Annotated in this window: 15 protein-coding genes and 1 pseudogene; 10 read left to right on the top strand and 6 right to left on the bottom strand. The window is 65.4% G+C overall.

Annotation, left to right across the window (positions count from 1 at the left end; translation table 11 throughout):
• The first annotated feature begins 134 nt into the window (after nucleotides 1-134).
• The 3 genes from K940_RS0118120 (at nucleotide 135) to K940_RS0118110 (ending at nucleotide 6,239) form a co-directional block, all read left to right on the top strand.
• Nucleotides 135-5,072 carry an NAD-glutamate dehydrogenase gene (locus K940_RS0118120; protein ID WP_028478695.1) on the top strand — a complete coding sequence of 1,646 codons (4,938 nt, stop codon included), beginning with the start codon at nucleotides 135-137 and terminating at the stop codon, nucleotides 5,070-5,072.
• Nucleotides 5,073-5,137: 65 nt separating this feature from the next.
• Nucleotides 5,138-5,533, top strand: coding sequence for a thioesterase family protein (locus tag K940_RS0118115; RefSeq protein ID WP_196812257.1), 396 nt, complete (start codon nucleotides 5,138-5,140; stop codon nucleotides 5,531-5,533).
• Nucleotides 5,534-5,573: 40 nt separating this feature from the next.
• A complete protein-coding gene (locus tag K940_RS0118110) occupies nucleotides 5,574-6,239 on the top strand; it encodes a hypothetical protein (RefSeq protein ID WP_028478693.1) in 666 nt (221 codons plus the stop codon).
• Between the two features lie 8 nt (nucleotides 6,240-6,247).
• Here K940_RS0118110 and K940_RS0118105 read toward each other — a convergent pair whose 3' ends face one another.
• Nucleotides 6,248-6,553, bottom strand: coding sequence for an AzlD domain-containing protein (locus K940_RS0118105; RefSeq protein ID WP_231390422.1), 306 nt, complete (start codon nucleotides 6,551-6,553; stop codon nucleotides 6,248-6,250).
• Complete coding sequence (locus K940_RS0118100; protein WP_036529135.1) at nucleotides 6,553-7,248, bottom strand: AzlC family ABC transporter permease; 696 nt, start codon at nucleotides 7,246-7,248, stop codon at nucleotides 6,553-6,555. The genes K940_RS0118105 and K940_RS0118100 overlap by 1 nt, the downstream gene beginning before the upstream one ends.
• An 80-nt stretch (nucleotides 7,249-7,328) precedes the next feature.
• Between K940_RS0118100 and K940_RS0118095 the strand changes: the two genes are divergently transcribed.
• Complete coding sequence (locus K940_RS0118095; protein WP_028478691.1) at nucleotides 7,329-7,895, top strand: helix-turn-helix domain-containing protein; 567 nt, start codon at nucleotides 7,329-7,331, stop codon at nucleotides 7,893-7,895.
• Between the two features lie 4 nt (nucleotides 7,896-7,899).
• Here the strand turns inward: K940_RS0118095 and K940_RS0118090 are convergent, their stop codons facing one another.
• Nucleotides 7,900-8,601, bottom strand: coding sequence for an HNH endonuclease (locus K940_RS0118090; protein ID WP_231390421.1), 702 nt, complete (start codon nucleotides 8,599-8,601; stop codon nucleotides 7,900-7,902).
• Nucleotides 8,602-8,834: 233 nt separating this feature from the next.
• Here K940_RS0118090 and K940_RS0118085 point away from each other — a divergent pair, with 233 nt between their 5' ends.
• From K940_RS0118085 to K940_RS0118065, 5 genes and pseudogenes are all read left to right on the top strand, one after another.
• Nucleotides 8,835-9,239, top strand: a complete 405-nt coding sequence (locus tag K940_RS0118085) for a globin (protein ID WP_028478689.1) — start codon at nucleotides 8,835-8,837, stop codon at nucleotides 9,237-9,239.
• Nucleotides 9,240-9,305: 66 nt separating this feature from the next.
• Nucleotides 9,306-9,950, top strand: a pseudogene (locus tag K940_RS29000) (alpha-amylase family glycosyl hydrolase); the annotation flags it as partial.
• A 95-nt stretch (nucleotides 9,951-10,045) separates the two neighbouring features.
• Nucleotides 10,046-10,321, top strand: a complete 276-nt coding sequence (locus K940_RS0118075; protein WP_028478687.1) for a hypothetical protein — start codon at nucleotides 10,046-10,048, stop codon at nucleotides 10,319-10,321.
• Complete coding sequence (locus tag K940_RS0118070) at nucleotides 10,308-10,772, top strand: DUF5130 domain-containing protein (protein ID WP_036529132.1); 465 nt, start codon at nucleotides 10,308-10,310, stop codon at nucleotides 10,770-10,772. The genes K940_RS0118075 and K940_RS0118070 overlap by 14 nt, the downstream gene beginning before the upstream one ends.
• An 84-nt stretch (nucleotides 10,773-10,856) precedes the next feature.
• Nucleotides 10,857-11,771, top strand: a complete 915-nt coding sequence (locus tag K940_RS0118065; protein ID WP_036529152.1) for an alpha/beta hydrolase — start codon at nucleotides 10,857-10,859, stop codon at nucleotides 11,769-11,771.
• Nucleotides 11,772-11,888: 117 nt separating this feature from the next.
• Here K940_RS0118065 and pepN read toward each other — a convergent pair whose 3' ends face one another.
• Entirely contained in the window at nucleotides 11,889-14,471 is a 2,583-nt protein-coding gene (gene pepN, locus K940_RS0118060) for an aminopeptidase N (RefSeq protein ID WP_028478684.1), read from the bottom strand.
• A 254-nt stretch (nucleotides 14,472-14,725) separates the two neighbouring features.
• On the opposite strand from pepN, the gene K940_RS0118055 reads away from it, so the two are divergent.
• Nucleotides 14,726-15,562 (top strand): phosphoribosylaminoimidazolesuccinocarboxamide synthase, encoded by an 837-nt coding sequence (locus K940_RS0118055; RefSeq protein ID WP_028478683.1) that lies wholly within the window; start codon nucleotides 14,726-14,728, stop codon nucleotides 15,560-15,562.
• A gap of 552 nt (nucleotides 15,563-16,114) precedes the next feature.
• Here the strand turns inward: K940_RS0118055 and K940_RS0118045 are convergent.
• Nucleotides 16,115-17,341 carry an NAD(P)/FAD-dependent oxidoreductase gene (locus tag K940_RS0118045; RefSeq protein ID WP_028478681.1) on the bottom strand — a complete coding sequence of 409 codons (1,227 nt, stop codon included), beginning with the start codon at nucleotides 17,339-17,341 and terminating at the stop codon, nucleotides 16,115-16,117.
• 139 nt (nucleotides 17,342-17,480) lie between these two features.
• Nucleotides 17,481-18,509, bottom strand: coding sequence for a M48 family metallopeptidase (locus K940_RS28995; protein ID WP_036529129.1), 1,029 nt, complete (start codon nucleotides 18,507-18,509; stop codon nucleotides 17,481-17,483).
• Between the last annotated feature and the right edge of the window lie 132 nt (nucleotides 18,510-18,641).

Genomic DNA, 18,641 nt, shown 5'->3' with positions numbered 1-18,641 from the left:
TCGTGGTGAACACCCGGGTTCGGGGCGCGACACCCAGGTCTGGCACGTGAAAACGTCCACGACTCTTCGGCATACGGCTACTGTCGGACCGGCGTCACTTTGTTACGGAACCGATATCCGAGGGAGTTGGCGAAATGACCGTCTCGTCCGAATTGTCCAACGCGGCGTGGGTCGCGAGTGTGCCGCAGTCGTTGCGCGGCGAACTCGCGACCCTCGAGGAGGCATACTTCCGCCACGTCGATGCGGGCGATGTGGACTGTGCGATCACCGCCACGACTCAGATCTTTCGCCGACATCTGGAGTTGGCGCTGATTCGTCATCCAGGGAAGACGTCTGTGCAGGTCTATCACCCGGAAGACGGAAGCGGAATCGGCGCGGCGGTCCAGATCGTCACCGACGATATGCCGTTGCTGGTAGAGACCATCAGCTCGTCGCTGAGCCGCATCGGTGTCAGCATCAGCGAGATCATTCACCCGATTTTCGAGGTCGCGCGGGATGCGAGTGGACGGTTGACGCATGGTGTCGCCCAGGAGAAGAACGGCGCCGGCACGACCGTTCTGCGGGAATCCTGGATGCACGTGCAGTTGCACCCGGCGACCGAGCCTGCACGGCTGGACGAGATCGAGGCCGCCATGCCGACGGTGGTCGACGACGTACGTCGCGTGATCGGCGACACCGAGGCCATCAAGGTGGTACAGAGCGAACTCGCCACGAACCTGGAGCTGATCGCACGATCCGGGGTGGGGCGGTTCAGCACATCGGACCTGGTCGACACTGCGAATCTGCTGCGGTGGCTGGCACACGGAAACTTCACTGTCCTCGGCTATGCCCGCTACCGGCTGGGCGCCGATCAGGGGCGCGAGAGTTCCGCGGTCGTACCCGGGACGCGTCTCGGTGTTCTGCGACCAGACGTCGGCACCGACTTCCAGGTTCCGGTCGATGGCGGTGACCGGCCCTTGCTGACCCTCACACAAGGCTTGGTTCCGGCCATCGTGCACCGCTCGGTCTACCCCTACTTCGTGGGGATCGCCGACGTCGACGCCAGCGGAACCGTCCGCGGCGAGCATGTGTTCATCGGAATCTTCACCGTGACGGCGGTGCACGAGAACGTCCTGGACATTCCGGTGATCGAACGCCGCGTGCGGGCTGCGATCGAGCAGAGCGGATTCGAACTCGATTCGTTCTCCGGTCAGGCGATGCTCGAGGTCATCCAGTCCTTTCCCCGCACCGAATTGTTCTCCTCGGACGCCGAGGCACTACGACGCACCGCGATCGCTGTCCTGAATGTGAGCGTGCGTCGTCAGGTGCGGCTGTTCCTGCGAGCCGACAGTTATGGCCGCTACGTCGCATGTCTGGTCTACCTGCCCCGCGACCGCTACACCACCCGAGTGCGGTTGGAGATGCAGGAGATCCTGGTCCGCGAATTGGGTGGGGTGTCCATCGACTACTCCGCGAGGGTCGGCGAAAGCGACCTGGCGCGGGTGTACTTCACGGTGCGCATGCCGGGAGCCGAGTTCGGCGTTCCCCGTCATCCGCTCCCACCCACCGCCACGTCCGAGGCCAGTCGGGTGCGCTTGCAGAACCTGCTCGCAGCAGCGAGCCGCACCTGGGACGACGACCTGAACGACGAGGTGAACTCGTCCACATTGGTCGCTCCGGCGGTGGTACGACGCTACGCACACGCCTTTCCAGAAGGCTACAAGCAGGACTTTTCCCCGGCCCGCGCGCTCACCGACATCGTGCGCTTGGAGCGGCTGTGCGAGGGTGGCATCGATCAGTACCTCTACCGCACCCCCGATTCGGCTCCGGGTTCATGGCGCTTCACCCTCTATATCGGTGGCAGCGGCATCTCACTGAGCCAGGTGTTGCCGGTCCTGCAAAGCCTCGGGATCGAGGTGGTCGACGAGCGGCCGTATCGCATCGGGCTGGAGAAGGCGACCGATACCGCCGCCGGTGAATCGTGGATATACGACTTCGGCCTGCTCGTTCGCCCCGAATTGCTGCGTAGTTCACTCGACCAGGACCTGGATGCCGATCTGCTCGAAGCCTCTGCCCCGGCCGAGGCGCCGGACGATCAGGCGCGTGGGTTGCGTGTGCGGTTCACGGAAGCATTCGCGGCGATGTGGTTCGGTCGCGCCGAGGCGGATGGTCTGAACGAATTGGTCCTGCGTGCGCTGCTGCCCTGGCGAGCGGTCTCGATGCTGCGTACCTACGCAAAATATCTACAGCAGGCCGGTTTCCCCTACAGCCAGGCCAATATCTGTCGTGTATTGCTCGCTTACCCGGATATCGCGCGAGCGCTGGTCGACCTGTTCGAAGCACATTTCGATCCCGACTCGTGCTCCGGTGAGCGTGCTGCCGAGGTGGAGCGGCAGATGCGCAGGCGGATCGATGACGTCGTCAGTTTGGATTCCGACCGTATTCTGCGGGCGATCATGGGGTTGATCAAGGCAACGCTGCGCACGAACTTCTACGTGACCGATTCCGGCGGTGCGGCGCGGGAGTTCGTGTCGGTGAAGTTGAACCCGCGCGAGATCGCGGAGTTGCCGAAACCGCGGCCGTTGTTCGAGATCTTCGTGTACTCCCCACGGATAGAAGGGGTGCATCTGCGATTCGGTTCGGTGGCGCGTGGTGGTTTGCGCTGGTCGGATCGGCTGGAGGACTTCCGCACCGAGGTGTTGGGTTTGGTGAAGGCGCAGGCGGTCAAGAACGCGGTGATCGTGCCGGTGGGCGCCAAGGGTGGCTTCGTGGTCAAACAGCCACCACTGGCTTCGGGAGACCCGGCGGTGGACCGGCAAGCAGCGAACGCCGAGGCGATCAGCTGCTACCGCACGTTCATTTCGGGCCTGTTGGATGTCACCGACAACGTGGACCGCGCAGCAGGGGTGGTGTTGCCGCCGGCGCGTGTGATTCGCCGCGATGCGGACGACACGTATCTGGTGGTGGCCGCCGACAAGGGCACAGCCACATTCTCCGACATCGCCAACGATGTCGCCGCCAGCTATGGATTCTGGCTCGGTGATGCGTTCGCGTCCGGTGGTTCGGCCGGCTATGACCACAAGGCGATGGGGATCACCGCCAAGGGCGCATGGGAAAGCGTGAAGCGACATTTCCAGGAACTGGGTATCGACACCCAGAAACACGAGTTCACTGCGGTCGGTATCGGCGACATGAGTGGTGACGTGTTCGGCAACGGAATGTTGCTGTCGGAACACATTCGGCTGGTCGCAGCATTCGATCATCGCCACGTCTTCCTGGATCCGACGCCCGATGCTGCCAGCTCCTTCCAGGAGCGACAGCGGATGTTCGCGCTGCCCCGCTCGTCGTGGGCCGACTACGACCGTGCGCTGATCAGTGCCGGCGGCGGAGTGTACGACCGCACCGTGAAAGCAGTACCGATCACTCGGCCGGTCCGCGCGGCGCTCGGACTGGCCGACGAGGTCGAATCGCTGTCGCCGCCGGAGTTGATCCGCGCGATCCTGCTCGCCCCGGTGGATCTGCTGTGGAACGGCGGTATCGGCACTTACGTCAAGGCCAGCACCGAGACCAACGCCGACGTCGGCGACAAATCCAACGACGTGATCCGCGTCGATGCCGACCAGTTGCGCGTCACGGTGATCGGCGAGGGAGGCAACCTCGGGGCAACCGCTCGCGGTCGGATCGAGTTCGCCCGCTTCGGCGGCAAGATCAACACCGATGCACTCGACAACTCCGCCGGAGTCGATTGCTCCGACCACGAAGTCAATATCAAGATCCTGCTCGATGCCGTCGTCTCCAACAACCAGTTGTCCGCCGGCGAGCGCAATCCACTACTCGCCTCGATGACCGACGAAGTCAGTCGCATGGTCTTGCACGACAATGTGGAGCAAAACTTCCTCATGGGCCTGTCCCGTACCGAAGGGCCGCACATGCTCAATGTGCAGATGCGGCTCATCGACGATCTCGAGCGGCGCCGCGGGTTGGATCGAGAACTCGAGGCGTTGCCCTCCGACGAGGACATGCAGCGTCGACTCGATGACGGCACGGGTTTGGTCTCGCCCGAGCTGGCCAACTTGATGGCGCACGTGAAGCTCGCGCTCAAGGCCGACCTGCTCGAATCCGACCTACCCGACAGCCAGTACTTCGCTGCACGCCTGCCGAGCTACTTCCCGACGCCGGTGCGCGACCGTTTCGGCGGCGCGATCAAGCGCCACCGGCTGCGCAGGCAGATCGTCACCACCATGATCGTCAACGAGATGGTCGACCACGGCGGAATCACCTACGCGCACCGGCTCAGCGAAGAGATCGGCGCCACCACCACCGACGCTGCGCGAGCATTCGCCGCCGCCAGCGGAATCTTCGATCTGCACCAGATGTGGGCGCGGATCCGGGCAGCCGACGCGCCCACACCGGTGCGCGACCTGCTCGAGTTGGAAACCAAGCGAACGTTGGACCGGGCGTCGCGGTGGCTGCTGAGCAACCGGCCACAGCCGATTGCGGTCGGTGCTGAAATCAACCGATACCGAGACGATGTGCGCCGGCTCGCGCCGAGCGTGCCGGGGTGGTTGCGCGGACATCACGTATCCACGCTCACCGACCAGTCCGCGGAGTTGATTGCGCAGGGCGCACCGATCGACTTGGCCACCGAGGTGTTCGGCTTGCTGAATCTGTTCTCTCTGCTGGACGTGGTCGATATCGCCGACATCACCGACCGCGATGGCGACGAGGTCGGTTTGCTGTATTACGCGCTCAACGATCACCTCAAGATCGACTGGCTGTTGCAGGCGGTCGGCCACCTCGAACGCGGCGACCGCTGGCATTCGTTGGCCAGGCTGGCATTGCGCGACGACATGTACGGGTCGCTGCGTTCGCTCACTCTCGACGTGCTCTCCGGTGGAGACCCCGAAGAGACAGCGGATGAGAAGATTGCATACTGGGAGTCGAAGAATCAGTCTCGCCTCGGCCGAGCCAGGGCGGCACTTTCGGAATTGTTCGAATCCGGAGTCCACGATCTCGCCACATTGTCGGTGGCGGCGCGTCAAGTGCGCAGTATGGTGAGCGGCGTGGGCGCACAGTCGGAGGTACCACGTTGACGAGTTCGGTGAAAACAAACGGGAAGGCGCCTTACGGTCCGGCGTTGCCTCGACGCTTCCATGCCATGGTGGACATCAGGTGGTCGGACATGGACGTGTTCCAGCACGTCAACCACGCCCGGATGGTCACATTGCTGGAGGAGGCGCGGATCCCGTGGCTGTTCGAGGACGGCCGACCGACCGCCGCGTTGCGGGAGGGCTGCGTTCTCGCCGATCTTCGGGTGCGCTACCGCGGCCAGCTGCGCCATGAGGACACACCGCTCGATATCGCCATGTGGATCCAGCAGCTGCGTGCGGTCGACTTCACCATCGGTTACGAGGTGCGTGCGGCGGCGGCCGAGCCCGACTCGGCGCCGGCGGTGATCGCATCCACGCAGATCGCGGCGTTCGATATGCAGACTCAGCGGCTGCGTCGGCTCACCGGACCAGAGGCCGGGTACCTGTCCGAGTGGATGGACTGAGCGGCGTTGCCGAGCAGTCGGTCGCGCCGGAGTGGCCCCGATGGCTGAGCATCGAGTACTCCGGGTGCCCGACCCGGCGCACCGCGATGATCTCGCGGCCTTCCTGACCAGAGCGCTTCGACTGGATCCGGCGGCAGTGGTCCGGCTGCGCCGGCGCGAGCAGCGACATGTCTCCAGTTGGGTGGCAACCGGTTTCGAGGCGCTGGCGGTGCGTACCGTGGTCGCCGAACTCGGGGTCGACGACGTCACCGTCGGCGCCGAGTTCGTCCTGGCAGGATTGTCGAACGGTGATTCGATCGACCTCGGATACTCGATGGACTCCGCATGGCGGGGGGCTCTGCCGCCCGCGCACGGGTTCGCGCACATCGACGATGTGCCCGCGCGCACGATGATCGAGCTCGCCGAACAGGGAGCAGACCTGGCGAAGGAGTACGGCAACGGCCACGGCCCCCCTGCCTCTTTGCTGGATCAGACCGTACTGACCGTGTCCGGGGCGGACATGCAGGTGCCAGTGCCGATGCGGGTGCTTTTCGCGCTCACCGCGATGGACTTCATCCCCCATCCATCAGCGAAGTTCGCTCCGAGTGAGATTCCGCGCACCGAGATCGTGCGGGTCCGCGCCTCCAGGACCTGGCTGCGCTTGGACGCTCGGTACGGCTCGGTTGCTCGCCGCCTCGCCGGCGGCATCCCGCTGGCGCCGCGCTGAGGCGTCGCTCAGGAGAAGCCAGCCAGGCGAACCAGTGCAGTTGTTGCCGCGGCGGCGATGATCACCACCAGCAGAGGGCACTTCTTCCATGCGAGTACCCCGCCGACGAGAACGCCGGCGGGCACCGCTGGCCCGAGCGCTCCAGTGCCCAGTGGCAGCGTGGAGACGGCTATGAGCGCTGTGAGCAGCACGACAGTGCTGATTTCGAGCAACCGCACAACGCGAGCCGGAGGACGAATCCGGTTTCGTAGCGCTGGACCTGCCCAGCGGAAGGCGTAGGTTCCCGCCGCGAGTACGAGGATCGCGACCAGCACTACCGCCCTCCCGATGTGGTGACGGGTCCGGGCCGTTCGCGCACTGCGACCAAGATTCCGAACAGGGCGAGCAGTATCGGAGCGCCAGCGGGGAGGAACGACGTCGCGATGAGCGCGACGACCGCGCCCGTGCCCGCGGCGGCGAGCGTGAGGCGATCGCGCAGGGACGGCAATACCAGCGTGAGCAATACGGTGGGAAAGATCGCGTCCAGCCCGAGCGCTGCGGTATCGGAGATCACGGTCCCGATCAGTGCGCCGATGGCCGCGCCACCGGGCCAGACGAGCATTACTCCCAAGCCTGCCGCCCAGTAGGCCGCCGTTCGCCGCCTGGCGTCGCTCTGTGCGAGCGCCAATGCCACGGACTCGTCGTTCATGAGATGGACCCCGAGCCACCGGCGCCAGCCGCTGCCCACTACATCGGGAGCCGACAACCCGTAGGGCAGGTGCCGGGCGTTCACCAGCAGTCCGGCCAGCACCGCAGTGACCGGACTGCCCCCGGCGGCGATGATTCCGATGAACAGGAACTCCGAGCCGGCGGCGAGCACCGCGTAGCCGAGGAGGATCGGCAGCCAGATCGGGAAGCCTGCGCCGACGGCTGTCGCCCCATAGGAGACCCCGATCATCCCGATGGCGAGGCATACGGTGACGATGCCCGCCACGGTGTCCCGGTCGAGTGTTCGCCATATCGAACGCATGTTGCTTATAATGAACATGCGCTCAGTGCTTCGTCAATATGGTTTTCTGTTGTGCGGCCTTCGACTGAACGGGAGCGGGAATGACGCAGCCAGATGCGCCGACAACACCTCAGGCGGCGATTGCCGCCGCATTGCGCCGCGAGCGGACGCGCGCCAGGTTGTCGTTGAGCGAAGTCGCCAATCGAGCGGGCATCGCGAAGTCTACGCTGTCACAGCTGGAATCCGGGACCGGGAATCCGAGCCTGGAAACGTTGTGGGCGTTGTGCGTCGCGCTCGACATGCCGTTTTCCCGACTGCTCGATCCACCACGACCCACCGTGCACGTGATTCGTGCGGGGGACGGCCCGGTGGTCGCCGCCGAGCGGTCGGAGTATCGGGCGACTCTGCTGGCCGCAGATCCCGCGCATACCCGCCGTGACCTGTTTCGGATCACTGCGGAGCCCGGACATGCCCGGACATCGGACCCGCATATCACGGGAGTGGTGGAGCACATGCTGCTCGCCGAGGGAAGGGCACTGGTCGGTCCCCTTGCTGCGCCCGTCGAACTACTGCCCGGCGACTACATCACCTACCGCGGTGACGAGCCGCACGTGTTCGAGGCGCTGGTATCGCCGACCTGGGCGCTGTTGGTGATGGAATACGTCTGATCCCTCACGCGGCGCCTTCGCCGAGATATTGCAACCAGGTCGGGTCGAGCTCCGTGGCGCTCGACAGCAGGCGCCAGTGCGGACCCTTGGGTGAAATCAGCGGGGACATCAGGGTCCAGCCCAGCTCGCTGAGCAGTTTGTCGGCCTTGCGGTGGTTGCAGGGCGCGCAGCTGGCGACACAGTTCTCCCAGGAATGCTCCCCACCCCGGCTGCGCGGGATGACGTGGTCGATGGTCTCGGCTTTGCCGCCGCAGTAACCGCACCGATAGCGGTCGCGGTGCATGAGGGCGGCTCGGGTCATGGGAACGCGGGCGCGGTAGGGCACGCGAACGTAGTTGCGCAGGCGGATCACAGAAGGCACCCTCACCGAGGTCTCGGCCGAGCGCACCGCAGGTTCGTCGGTGTTCTGATGGACCGTGTCGGCCTTGTCGCAGACGAGCAGGACGATCGCTCGGCGTGCGGGCAATGCGGTGAGCGGCTCGTAGGTGGCGTTCAATAGCAGCACCCTGGCGTCCAGCCAGCTCGCGCCGGTGGTGGGTGCCGCGGGACGGGGGCGAAATTCGTGATGATCACGATGCCCGCCCGGATGGTTTTCGGACACGATGTGCAGCGGAGTAGCCCCCGACCCACGATTGTGGACGTCGGCGGGCTGGAGTTGTCGGTGCGCTCGTGTTTCGTGTGACCGGCCGGCGTGCCGCTGCTTCATCTCGACCTCGATTTCATGATTGGCAGGATCATGTGGTATCTGCGGAGCAGAGACTGCCAACCAGTTGACCATGGAATGTGCGGCATTGCACGGTGATTTCCAACAATGTCCGGTAAACGGCGGCTGAAGAGCCGTTGGCCGCCCCCGACGGGCGCGCAGTGGCAGTGCAAGAGCAGCATGCCGGCGGCAGGGCACAATGGACGTGCGGCACAGTCGGTGAATCGAGAGGGTCTATGACTTCGGGAGAGAAGACAACGACGTCGTTCTATGCGGCGGTCGGCGGGGCGGAGACGTTTCGGCGGATCATCGGAACCTTTTACCGTGAGGTGGCGGCCGACGAGGTGTTGCGTCCGCTCTATCCAGAGGAAGATCTCGGACCCGCCGAGGACCGCCTGCGGATGTTTCTCGAGCAGTATTGGGGTGGCCCGCGTACCTACTCCGAGCAGCGTGGTCATCCGCGCCTGCGGATGCGGCACATGCCGTTCACCATCGGACCGATCGAGCGCGACGCATGGTTGCGGTGCATGCACGTCGCGGTTGCGGAGATCGAACCCGAAGTCCTGGACGACCAGCACCGTAAGCAGCTGCTCGACTACCTGACGATGGCGGCCGACTCGTTGATGAATTCTCCGATCTGAGCACCAGCAGCGACGGCGTCGGTCGACCACTCCCCACCCTGGTGGCGGTCGGCGGTCTTCTATCAGGTGTATCCGCGATCTTTCGCCGATGCCAGCGGTGACGGAATCGGAGACCTCTGGGGCGTGTGCGACAGACTCGGCTACCTCGAACTGCTTGGCCAAGTGTCTTCGGCGGGCCGGCCTGGACCAGAGTCACCGAACCCGACGGAAAGCCCGGTCAGTGGTACCTACACCTGTTCGCGCCGGGCCAGCCCGACCTGAACTGGGCACATCCCGAAGTGGTTGTGGATTTCGAGCAGACGCTGCGGTTCTGGCTCGATCGGGGCGTGGATGGCTTCCGCCTCGTCGCGCACGGTATGGCCAAGCCGGACGGCTTGCCCGACCTCGCTTGGCCCAAGCGGGCTTCGTCGCCGAGGAACTGCGCGCCGCGATCGAGAAACTCGCTTGCGGCCGTCGAGCCGGTCTCGGCCGTGCCCACCTGGACACTATCCAACCACGACATCGAGCGCGAGGTGACCCGGTATGGCGGGGACCCCGTCGGCGTTGCCCTCGCTCGGGCGATGATCCTGGTGGCGTTGGCGTTGCCCGGCGTGGTGTTCGTCTACAACGGCGCCGAGTTGGGGTTGCCGGGTTGCCTGATGTGTTGAAAGCAACGTAAACGAGGTGCTGCGGGACCCGGTGTGGGAAGCATCGGGTCGTACCCGACGTGGCTGGTCTGACAGTGGAAACCGCAGTTCACGGCCATTGGGATGTTGTCCGGCAGACCGGGCGCACAGCTACTACACACGATCGTCTACCTTTGATTCGTGAGCATTCTCGAGACAGTGCTGATCTTCGTCGGCATACCACTGGTGATCTACGGTGTGATCGCCGGATTGTCGTTTCTCGGTAAGCCACTGCCTGGTGAGAAGCCGGTTCATTTCGCCCTCGGTCAGAAGTGGACCCAACCACCGGTGCTCTGGACTGCCACCGACGAGGTGACCATTCCGGGTCATCCCATCGCGGAGACATCGCCGCAGCGTGCGGCAATCGAGTCCACTCAGGTGGAGCTGATCGGAGGACGCGCAAGTGGCAGGTTCTGAATGGCCCGCGGTGGTCGAAGCCGATCTGCCGCACGGATACGTCGTCACCAGCAGTGGTCGCGTGTCGGGTGTGCACGAGGCGGGCGACGTGTTCAAAGAGGCGCCGTTCGACGACGAGGAGCGGCTCGCGATGGACAACGTGCTCACCGAGGCGACTCGTGCGACCAAGGTGCGTTTCACCGTCTACATCGGCGATCTGGGACAGGACCCGACCGCGGGTGCGGATGCGCTGTTCCCGCACATGCCCGAGTCGGAGCGTTCGGTGCTCATCGCCGTCGCGCCCAATGAGAAGGCCGTCGAAGTACGGTCCGGTCGAGCCATCGCCGACCGCGCGAACGGTCATGTCTGCCAACTCGGCCTCACTGCCGCGTCGAGTTCGTTCCGCCAGGGCCAGCTGATCGATGGCTTGGTCTCGGCAGTGCGGGTGATGGCCGCTGCGATAGGGCGATAGGGCGACACGACAGGGCGATACTCCCTCGACCCCACGTCCGATTCCTGCCGGCGGCGTCGCGTGACCGTTGCCAGGATGAATGCCATGAAAGCACGCGAGGACTCGACATTCGTATCGGGTGTGGACCGGTGCGCCGCATGGTGGTATCGGGCCGGCGACGCGCCGAGACCCGGTCCCGTAGTGGTGATGGCGCACGGTCTGACCGGGACCCGCCGTGATCGGCTCGGGGCGTTCGCCGAACGCTTCGCCGCCGCCGGGTTCGCCGCCTTGGTGTTCGACCATCGGGGGTTCGGTGACAGTGCTGGCGAACCGGACCTGTTCCAACCGGCACGTCAACTCGAAGACTGGCGGGCGGCGATCGCGTATGTCCGTGCGCGCCCCGAGGTCGACGCCGACAGGGTGGTCACCTTCGGCTCCTCGCTGGGAGGCGGAAATGCGCTGGCCGCTGCGGCCGAAGACCTACAGGTCGCAGCCGCGATCAGCCAGGTGCCGGTTCTGGACATCTTTTCGCAGGCGTATCGAAGCCCGCTGTCGGTACGCCTGCACATGCTCGTGGCCGCCGCTCGGGGCGGATATCTGCCTGCCGTCGGCCAGCCGCACGAGGCGGCATTCATCAATGCTCCCTACAGTGAGGGCGGCTGGCGACGTGTCGTCGCACTCGGCGAGGACTCTCGGTGGCGCAACCGGGTCAGTGCCCGGTGGCTGCTTGGGCGGCCTTTCCGGCCTGTACGCGCGGCACGGGGGCTGCACTGTCCATGGCTGGTCTGCGTCGGCGAACAAGACCGGGTCGCGGCGCCCGGTCCGGCGATCAGGGCCGCTAGGAATGCGCCGCGTGGTGAAGTGCGCACCTACCCCGGCGTCGATCACTTCGACATCTACGACGGTCCAGAGCATGACTCTGTTGTCGCCGACCAGATCGATTTTCTTCACCGCCACGTGGGCTTGCACGCGCCGACTGGAGTCGCTCGGTCGGCACCAAAGTCTGCGGGGTCGGCATAGCCGACATCCACACCGGCCGACATCCACACCGGGTGCGCCGCCGCAGCGCGGATCTGCGCCGCGGCGGCGCGGATCCGCGCACCAGTGGTGCAATCCCACATGGCGGTCCGTTGCAGGCTACTGCTGTGTGTCGAACGCGCGCGCTCGCAGCGCGCGCTCGATGCCCGCTTTTCCTTCGCTGACCAGTCGGCGCAGGGCGGGCGGGTGGTCGGCGGCGAGGAACTTGTCGGCGACGGCCACCGCGTCCTCACTGATCGCCCAGCTGGGGTACAGTCCGACCACTACGGTTTGCGCGACCTCGCTGGAACGGCGCTCCCAGACGCCTGGAATATCCGCGAAATACCGCTCCAGGTACGGAGCGAGCAACTCACCCTGTCCGGCAGGTGCGAAGCCGCCGACGATCGAACGGGCGGTGATGTTGGGCACCGAATCGTCGCCGACCACTGTGCGCCATGCTCGGTCCTTCACCTCGGCGATCGGTCGGGCCGCTGCCGCGGCAGCGGCGTGGCGCTTGCCCGCTGCGGTGGGATCGGTGGCCAGCTCCTGATCGATCACCGGAGTGTCCGGACCATCGGCATCGACCTCGCCTGCCGCCGCGAGTGCGGACACGATCCGCCACCGCAGGTCGGTGTCGACCACCAGTCCAGCCAGCCCGACCGTCGCGGGATCGCCGTCGAGCAGCTCGCGCAGCACCTCGGTGTGCCAGGCCGACAACTTCGCTCCGGTCAGTGCATTGACGAAAGCCAGCTGGTGGTCCGAGCCCGGCTCGGCCTCGCGGGCCAGCTCCAGCAGACGGTTCGCATAATCGGGCCAGCCGGTGGTTTCGGCCCACTGCGGCGCAGCGTAGCTGTTGAGCGCAGTATTGGCCTGCATCAGCAACCTCTGCACGACCCCGATTTCGGTCTCGGCGCCAACGCCACGAGCAACCAGAGCCACGAAATCGCGGGCGCGGAATTCCGCTTGGCGGGTCATCTCCCAGGCCGCGGACCAAGCCAGCGTACGGGGCAGCGGCTCGGCGATGTCGACAACGCGATCGACCAGGACATCGAGCGACCGGGCATCCAGACGAACCGAGCAATAGGTGAGATCGTCGTCGTTGATCAACACGAGTTGGCCGCGCGGCACGCCGACCAACGCCGGTACGTCGGTGCGGGTAGCGGCTTCGAGATCGAGCTCGACGCGCTCGGTGCGCACCAGCTTTCCATCCTGGTCGTCGTAGACGCCGATTGCGAGGCGGTGGACGCGCTGCTCGCCCGCACCCGGCCGGGCGCCTTCCTGGACAACTGCAAACGACTGGAATCTGCCCTCGGCGTCCACTTCGAAGTCCGGCCGCAGGATGTTCAGACCCGTGGTCTTGAGCCACTGCGCGCCCCACCCGGACAGGTCACGACCGGACGAGGCCTCCAAGGCCGACAACAGGTCGTCGAACGTGGCATTGCCGTAGGCGTGCTCCTGGAAGTACGCGCGCAAGCCTGCCAGGAACGGCTCCAGCCCCACATATGCGACGAGCTGTTTCAGGACGCTGGCGCCCTTGGCGTAGGTGATGCCGTCGAAATTCACCTCCACCGCGGCGAGATCGGGAATGTCCGCAGCGATCGGGTGAGTGGAAGGCAGCTGGTCCTGTCGATACGCCCAGGACTTCTCCACGTTCGCGAACGTGGTCCACGCGTTGGTGTACTCGGTGGCTTCGGATTGACACAGAACCGAGGCGAAGGTGGCGAACGACTCGTTCAGCCACAGATCATCCCACCATTTCATGGTCACCAGGTCGCCGAACCACATGTGCGCCATCTCGTGCAGCACGGTTTCGGCGCGGCGCTCGTAGGCCGCGCGGGTCACCTTGGAGCGGAAGACATAGTCCTCGAGGAAGGTCACCGCGCCGGCGTTTTCCATCGCGCCGGCGTTGAACTCCGGTACGAACAGCTGATCGTATTTCCCGAAGGCGTAGGGGATACCGAAGTTGCGGTGGTAGAAGCCGAAGCCCTGCTTGGTCTCGGTGAACAGACGTTCGGCATCCATGTACGCGGCCAATGACGAGCGACAGTAGATGCCCAACGGGATACTGCCGTGCTCGTCGGTGTAGACATCGGTCCACTGCGCGTACGGACCCGCGATGAGCGCGACCAGATACGTGCTCATGGTGGGGGTCGTGCCGAAGATGTGAGTGCCCGCAGTCGGCGTGGCCGATTCCGTGATGGGACTGTTGGACACCACCCGCCAGCCGGCAGGCGCGGTGACGGCGAGGTCGAACGTGGCCTTCAGGTCGGGTTGGTCGAAGCAGGCGAACATCCGTTTGGCATCGGCGGTTTCGAACTGCGAATACAAGTAGACCGCATCGTCGGCGGGGTCGACGAATCGGTGCAGTCCCTCACCGGTGTGCGAGTATTCGCAGTCGGCCTCCACCACCAGTTCGTTGTGCTCGGTCAGGTCGGTCAGGGTTATTCCGGTCGATTCGTCGTATCCGGACACATCCAGCGCGACGCCGTTGAGCACCGCCGAGCGGACGCCGCGCGCCACGATGTCGACGAAGGTGCTCGCACCCGCGGTCGCACGGAATGTCATCGTGCTGCGGGAGAAGAACGTCTGCTCGCCGGGTTTGCCCGCCCCATCGGTGAGGTCCAGCTCGATGCGATAGTTCTCGACCGTCACGGTCGAGGCTCGTTCGATCGCCTGGTCGCGAGTGAGATTGGGCGCGGACATAAGGCTCCTTCTGTGGTCGAACAACGGGCACGGCGCCACCAACAATGCCACTTCCGGCGGGCACGACGCGCGGCGGTTTGCCCAGCGGCCTCGACCTATCGTGGCGCGGCCGGCGCGGGACTGCGACCACGACCCACCTGGCCCGTGCCCATCGAGCGGATCGTGGACTCGTATCGGCGGAACGCGCGGCGCTCGCGCCTGCGGGCCGGCGGTATTGTGGCGCAGGTTCACCCCAGGGAATCGGAGGCTCGACGTTGAAGCATGTGCACGCCGGGAAGGTGCGCGATCTGTACGAGGACGCAGACACACTGCTGTTGGTGGCCTCGGACCGAGTGTCGGTATACGACGTGGTGCTGCCGACACCGATCCCGGACAAAGGGGCGCTGCTGACACAGTTGTCGACCTGGTGGTTCGAGTACTTCACCGACGTGCCCAATCATGTGGTGTCGGCAACCGATGTGCCAGCCGAGTTCGCCGGCCGCGGTGTCCGGGTCAAGCCACTGACGATGCTGCAGGTGGAGTGCATCGCGCGGGGCTACCTCACCGGATCCGGCCTCGCCGAGTATCGGCGAACGGGCACGGTGTCCGGTGTTGCGCTGCCCCCGGGGCTCCGCGAGGGTGACACGTTGCCCGAACCGATCTTTACGCCGAGCACCAAGGCGTCTGTCGGACACGACGAGTCGATCACATTCGCCGACGTGGTGAACCAGGAGGGCCGCGCGGTCGCCGAGCGGCTGCGCGATCTGACATTGCAGATCTACGCGCGCGGCGCAGCTCATGCCGCAGAACGCGGTGTCGTCATCGCCGACACCAAGGTCGAATTCGGCTGGGACGGTGATGTCCTCACCCTCGGCGACGAGGTCCTCACGTCGGACTCCTCGCGTTTTTGGCCCGCCGACGAATGGGAACCCGGGCGTCCGCAGCGCTCGTTCGACAAGCAATTCGTCCGCGACTGGGCCGTATCGACCGGCTGGGACAAGGAACCTCCCGGCCCGCGGATTCCCGCGGACATCGTTGCGGCCACGCGGCAGAAATATGCGGAGGCCTTCGAGCTCATCACCGGCCGGACTTGGGCAGGAATTTCCCAATAGTGGCGGTTTGCCCTGAGAGGTCGGGCCGGCTCATCGACTCGTGCAGTCCGTCTCGCGTGACGGCGACGTCGGCTCGCTCGGGTCGACGACCATGTACTCCTCGAGCGAATCGTGCGCCCGCCTGCGCCGCAGCCGTGCGATATGGATGGTGAGATAGTCGCGTTCGGCAGTGTTCGTGGTGCGAGCAGCAGCTCCGATTCCCGCTCGAGTCGGTGGTACAGTGCCGGGATCGTGGTCCACTCCGTGTCCTCGTAACGAGCAGCCCGGCAGTGCAGACCCGCGACGGCCGCCTCGACTTGGTCTCCGGAAACGGTCCATCGGTGATCACCGGTGCCGACCGGCCGTCGGAATGGACCATCCGAGCTTCGCTCGGCGCCGCCAGCCCTTGCGAATCCACCAGTTCATCCGACTCGGCGAGCTGCGCGCCCAGCGAACGCTGGAAGTCGATGTGCGCCTGGATCTCCTCCGGAGACCACATCTGTGGTCGGGACCTAGCCCACGGATCCGGCACCCATGAATTGTTATACCTCACAATTCATGGGTGGGTTCGTCTCACCATGACGCTGCGGTGTCGGCGAGACGATCGGGGTCGACCGGTTCACCCGCGAGGATCAGTTCCTTGATCCGGTCGACGACATCCCATACGTTCACGTTCATGCCCGCCAACACTCGATTCTCGGAGTCCAACCAGAACGCGACGAACTCGCGCGCCGCGGCGTCGCCACGCACCACGACCCTGGCATAGCCATCGGTCGGGACGTGTCCAATGTACTCCATGCCGAGGTCGTATTGGTCGGTGAAGAAGTAGGGCAACCGGTCGTAGACGGCGGGTTTTCCGAGCATGGTGGCGGCCGCGACAGCCGGTTGATTGAGCGCGTTCGCCCAGTGCTCCACGCGAATGCGCCGGCCCAGGGTCGGGTGCAGCGCGGCGGCGATGTCACCGACCGCGACGATATCCGGATCGCTGGTGGCCAGGTGTTCGTCGACGAGCACGCCATCGTCCACTGCGAGGCCGGCGTCGGCGGCCAGCCGCACATTCGGGCGCGCACCCACCGCGACCAGTACGGCGTCGGCGTCGATCGTGCTGCCGTCGGCGAGCCGGACACCATGCGCGATCGCGACAGCGTCCTCGGTGAGGATGGCCTCGACCTGTGCCCCGAACTGGAAATTCACTCCGTTCGCCCGGTGGAGACCGGCGAACACCTCGCCCATCTCGGGGCCGAGCACCGTCCGCAAAGGCAGCTCCGCGAGCTCGACGATGGTTACCTCGACGCCTGCCGCGCGGGCTGCCGCGGCTGTTTCCAGGCCGATCCAGCCCGCCCCGATGACGACGATCCGTCGAGCATTGCCGAACAGCGCGATCAATGCGTCGGAGTCTTCGATGGTGCGCAAGGTGTACACATTGGACGCGTCGGCGCCCGGGACGTGCAGGGTGCGCGGAGTCGAGCCGGTGGCGAGCGCCAGTTTGTCGTAGGACACCGCGGAACCATCGGGCAAGGTGATCGTTTTGGCCGCGGTGTCGAGCCCGGTGACAGTGGTACCGAGTCGCACCTCGATATGGTGATCGCGATACCACTGCGCCGGAGCGATGGTGAACTCGGTGAGTGCCTTCTTGCCGGCCAGGTGCTCCTTCGACAGGGGTGGGAGCTCGTAGGGCAGATACTCCTCGGAGCCGAACAGTGTCACATGCCCGTCGAAGTCCCTACTGCGCAACGCTTCCGCGACCTTGGCCGCGGCCAGTCCGCCGCCGACAATGACGAAATGCTGGTCAGAACTCATCACGGACTCCTTCGCCGAGGGGAACCAGCTCCTGTCGGCCAACCCTAGTGGCAGCGAGGCAGGCGGCTCGCCGAAAACGGCGTGGTAGGCGAGAACGAATCGTGTGCCGCGACCGGCGGTGGAGCGACCACCGCGAGCATCACAGCACTGGCTTCGGCGGAGGGGTCGGCGCTCGGTCGTAAGAGCTCGGATAGCCGCCGGGTGGCGCCTCGATGCTCCACGGCGGGCTCGGGGGCAGGAACAGTTTTCCGTGCTTGCTGCGGTCGCGCAACGCCCACATTCGCCAGGTGAGTACTGGATGGCTGGACATGGCGTTGGCCAGCCAGACGAACAAGCCCTTCTCGAATACCGCGCGGTCGGCCATCTCATCGAACCCGACCAGTGTGTTCATGTATTTGCCCGCGGCCAGTGTGCCCATTGCGGCGGGCGCGCCGGTGTGCCGATTGCAGTAGCCGTGGTTGTCGGCCGTGTACTCCTGCGCACGGATCAGGCTGCTGCCCACGATCGGCAGGAAGGGCACGAGAAACATCCCCAATTGCCGCCAATACGAGGTATGCCCGGCAGCGATGTGCCCGACTTCGTGGCCGATGATGAATGCCAGTGCGTCGGGTTCGCGTGCGGCGCCGCCGATCTCGAACAGATCGCTGTAGACCACCACATAGCGTCGGAAGCCATGTCCGCTGGCGAAGGCGTTGATATTGCCGTTGCCGAGCACGACGTACGCGTCCGGAACCGTTCTCATTCCGAAGCGGGCGGCGGCCTCCGCCACCATGCGATAGCCCTCGGGGAACTGGGTCGGTGACATCTTCACACCGTTCACCCGCTGGATGGCGTAGTTGATTCCGCGACCGAACCACACCAGCACGGGGGAGGCGGCGAGCCCGACAACATAGACGTCCTGGTTACCCATCGCCACCAGAAACAGTGCGAACAAGTAGGCGAATGCGGTCGACGTGACCATGACGACGAGCAGCGGGATCTCCCAGCTGTGCCGCGCGGGCATGCCGAACGGCGAAAGGCCGCGTGGCTGGTTCCGTGGCGTTGCGGGCGGAGTCGGGCTGCTGGAGTACCCAGGATAGGTGTGTTGCTGGTTCGGCGCCGGAGTGGGGTTCGAGGGCGCTGCCGGATCCCATCCTGAAAAGGACGGTTGGGGTTCGTGCGGCTGCATGAGATGAACTCTATTCAGTGTCGAGGACGCTGGGCGCGGTGTCGGCCGGCTCCGGTCCGGTGGCCTGGAACACCGGCGCCGTGTCCGGCGGATGCGTCACGGCCCCAGGTGCGCCCGGCTGCCGATCGCCGC

It is taken from the genome of Nocardia sp. CNY236, assembly GCF_000482385.1.
Classification (GTDB): domain Bacteria; phylum Actinomycetota; class Actinomycetes; order Mycobacteriales; family Mycobacteriaceae; genus Nocardia.
The sequence above is the reverse complement of the archived record's forward strand: the minus strand, read 5'-3'. Positions and strand labels throughout refer to the sequence as shown.

Excerpts from the sequence above, each read along its gene's own strand:
- K940_RS0118120 (WP_028478695.1), top strand. The coding sequence starts at position 135 with ATGACCGTCTCGTCCGAATTGTCCAACGCGGCGTGGGTCGCGAGTGTG.
- K940_RS0118115 (WP_196812257.1), top strand. The coding sequence starts at position 5,138 with ATGGTGGACATCAGGTGGTCGGACATGGACGTGTTCCAGCACGTCAAC.
- K940_RS0118110 (WP_028478693.1), top strand. The coding sequence starts at position 5,574 with ATGGCTGAGCATCGAGTACTCCGGGTGCCCGACCCGGCGCACCGCGAT.
- K940_RS0118100 (WP_036529135.1), bottom strand. The coding sequence starts at position 7,248 with ATGCGTTCGATATGGCGAACACTCGACCGGGACACCGTGGCGGGCATC.
- K940_RS0118095 (WP_028478691.1), top strand. The coding sequence starts at position 7,329 with ATGACGCAGCCAGATGCGCCGACAACACCTCAGGCGGCGATTGCCGCC.
- K940_RS0118090 (WP_231390421.1), bottom strand. The coding sequence starts at position 8,601 with ATGAAGCAGCGGCACGCCGGCCGGTCACACGAAACACGAGCGCACCGA.
- K940_RS0118085 (WP_028478689.1), top strand. The coding sequence starts at position 8,835 with ATGACTTCGGGAGAGAAGACAACGACGTCGTTCTATGCGGCGGTCGGC.
- K940_RS0118065 (WP_036529152.1), top strand. The coding sequence starts at position 10,857 with ATGAAAGCACGCGAGGACTCGACATTCGTATCGGGTGTGGACCGGTGC.
- pepN (WP_028478684.1), bottom strand. The coding sequence starts at position 14,471 with ATGTCCGCGCCCAATCTCACTCGCGACCAGGCGATCGAACGAGCCTCG.
- K940_RS0118045 (WP_028478681.1), bottom strand. The coding sequence starts at position 17,341 with ATGAGTTCTGACCAGCATTTCGTCATTGTCGGCGGCGGACTGGCCGCG.
- K940_RS28995 (WP_036529129.1), bottom strand. The coding sequence starts at position 18,509 with ATGCAGCCGCACGAACCCCAACCGTCCTTTTCAGGATGGGATCCGGCA.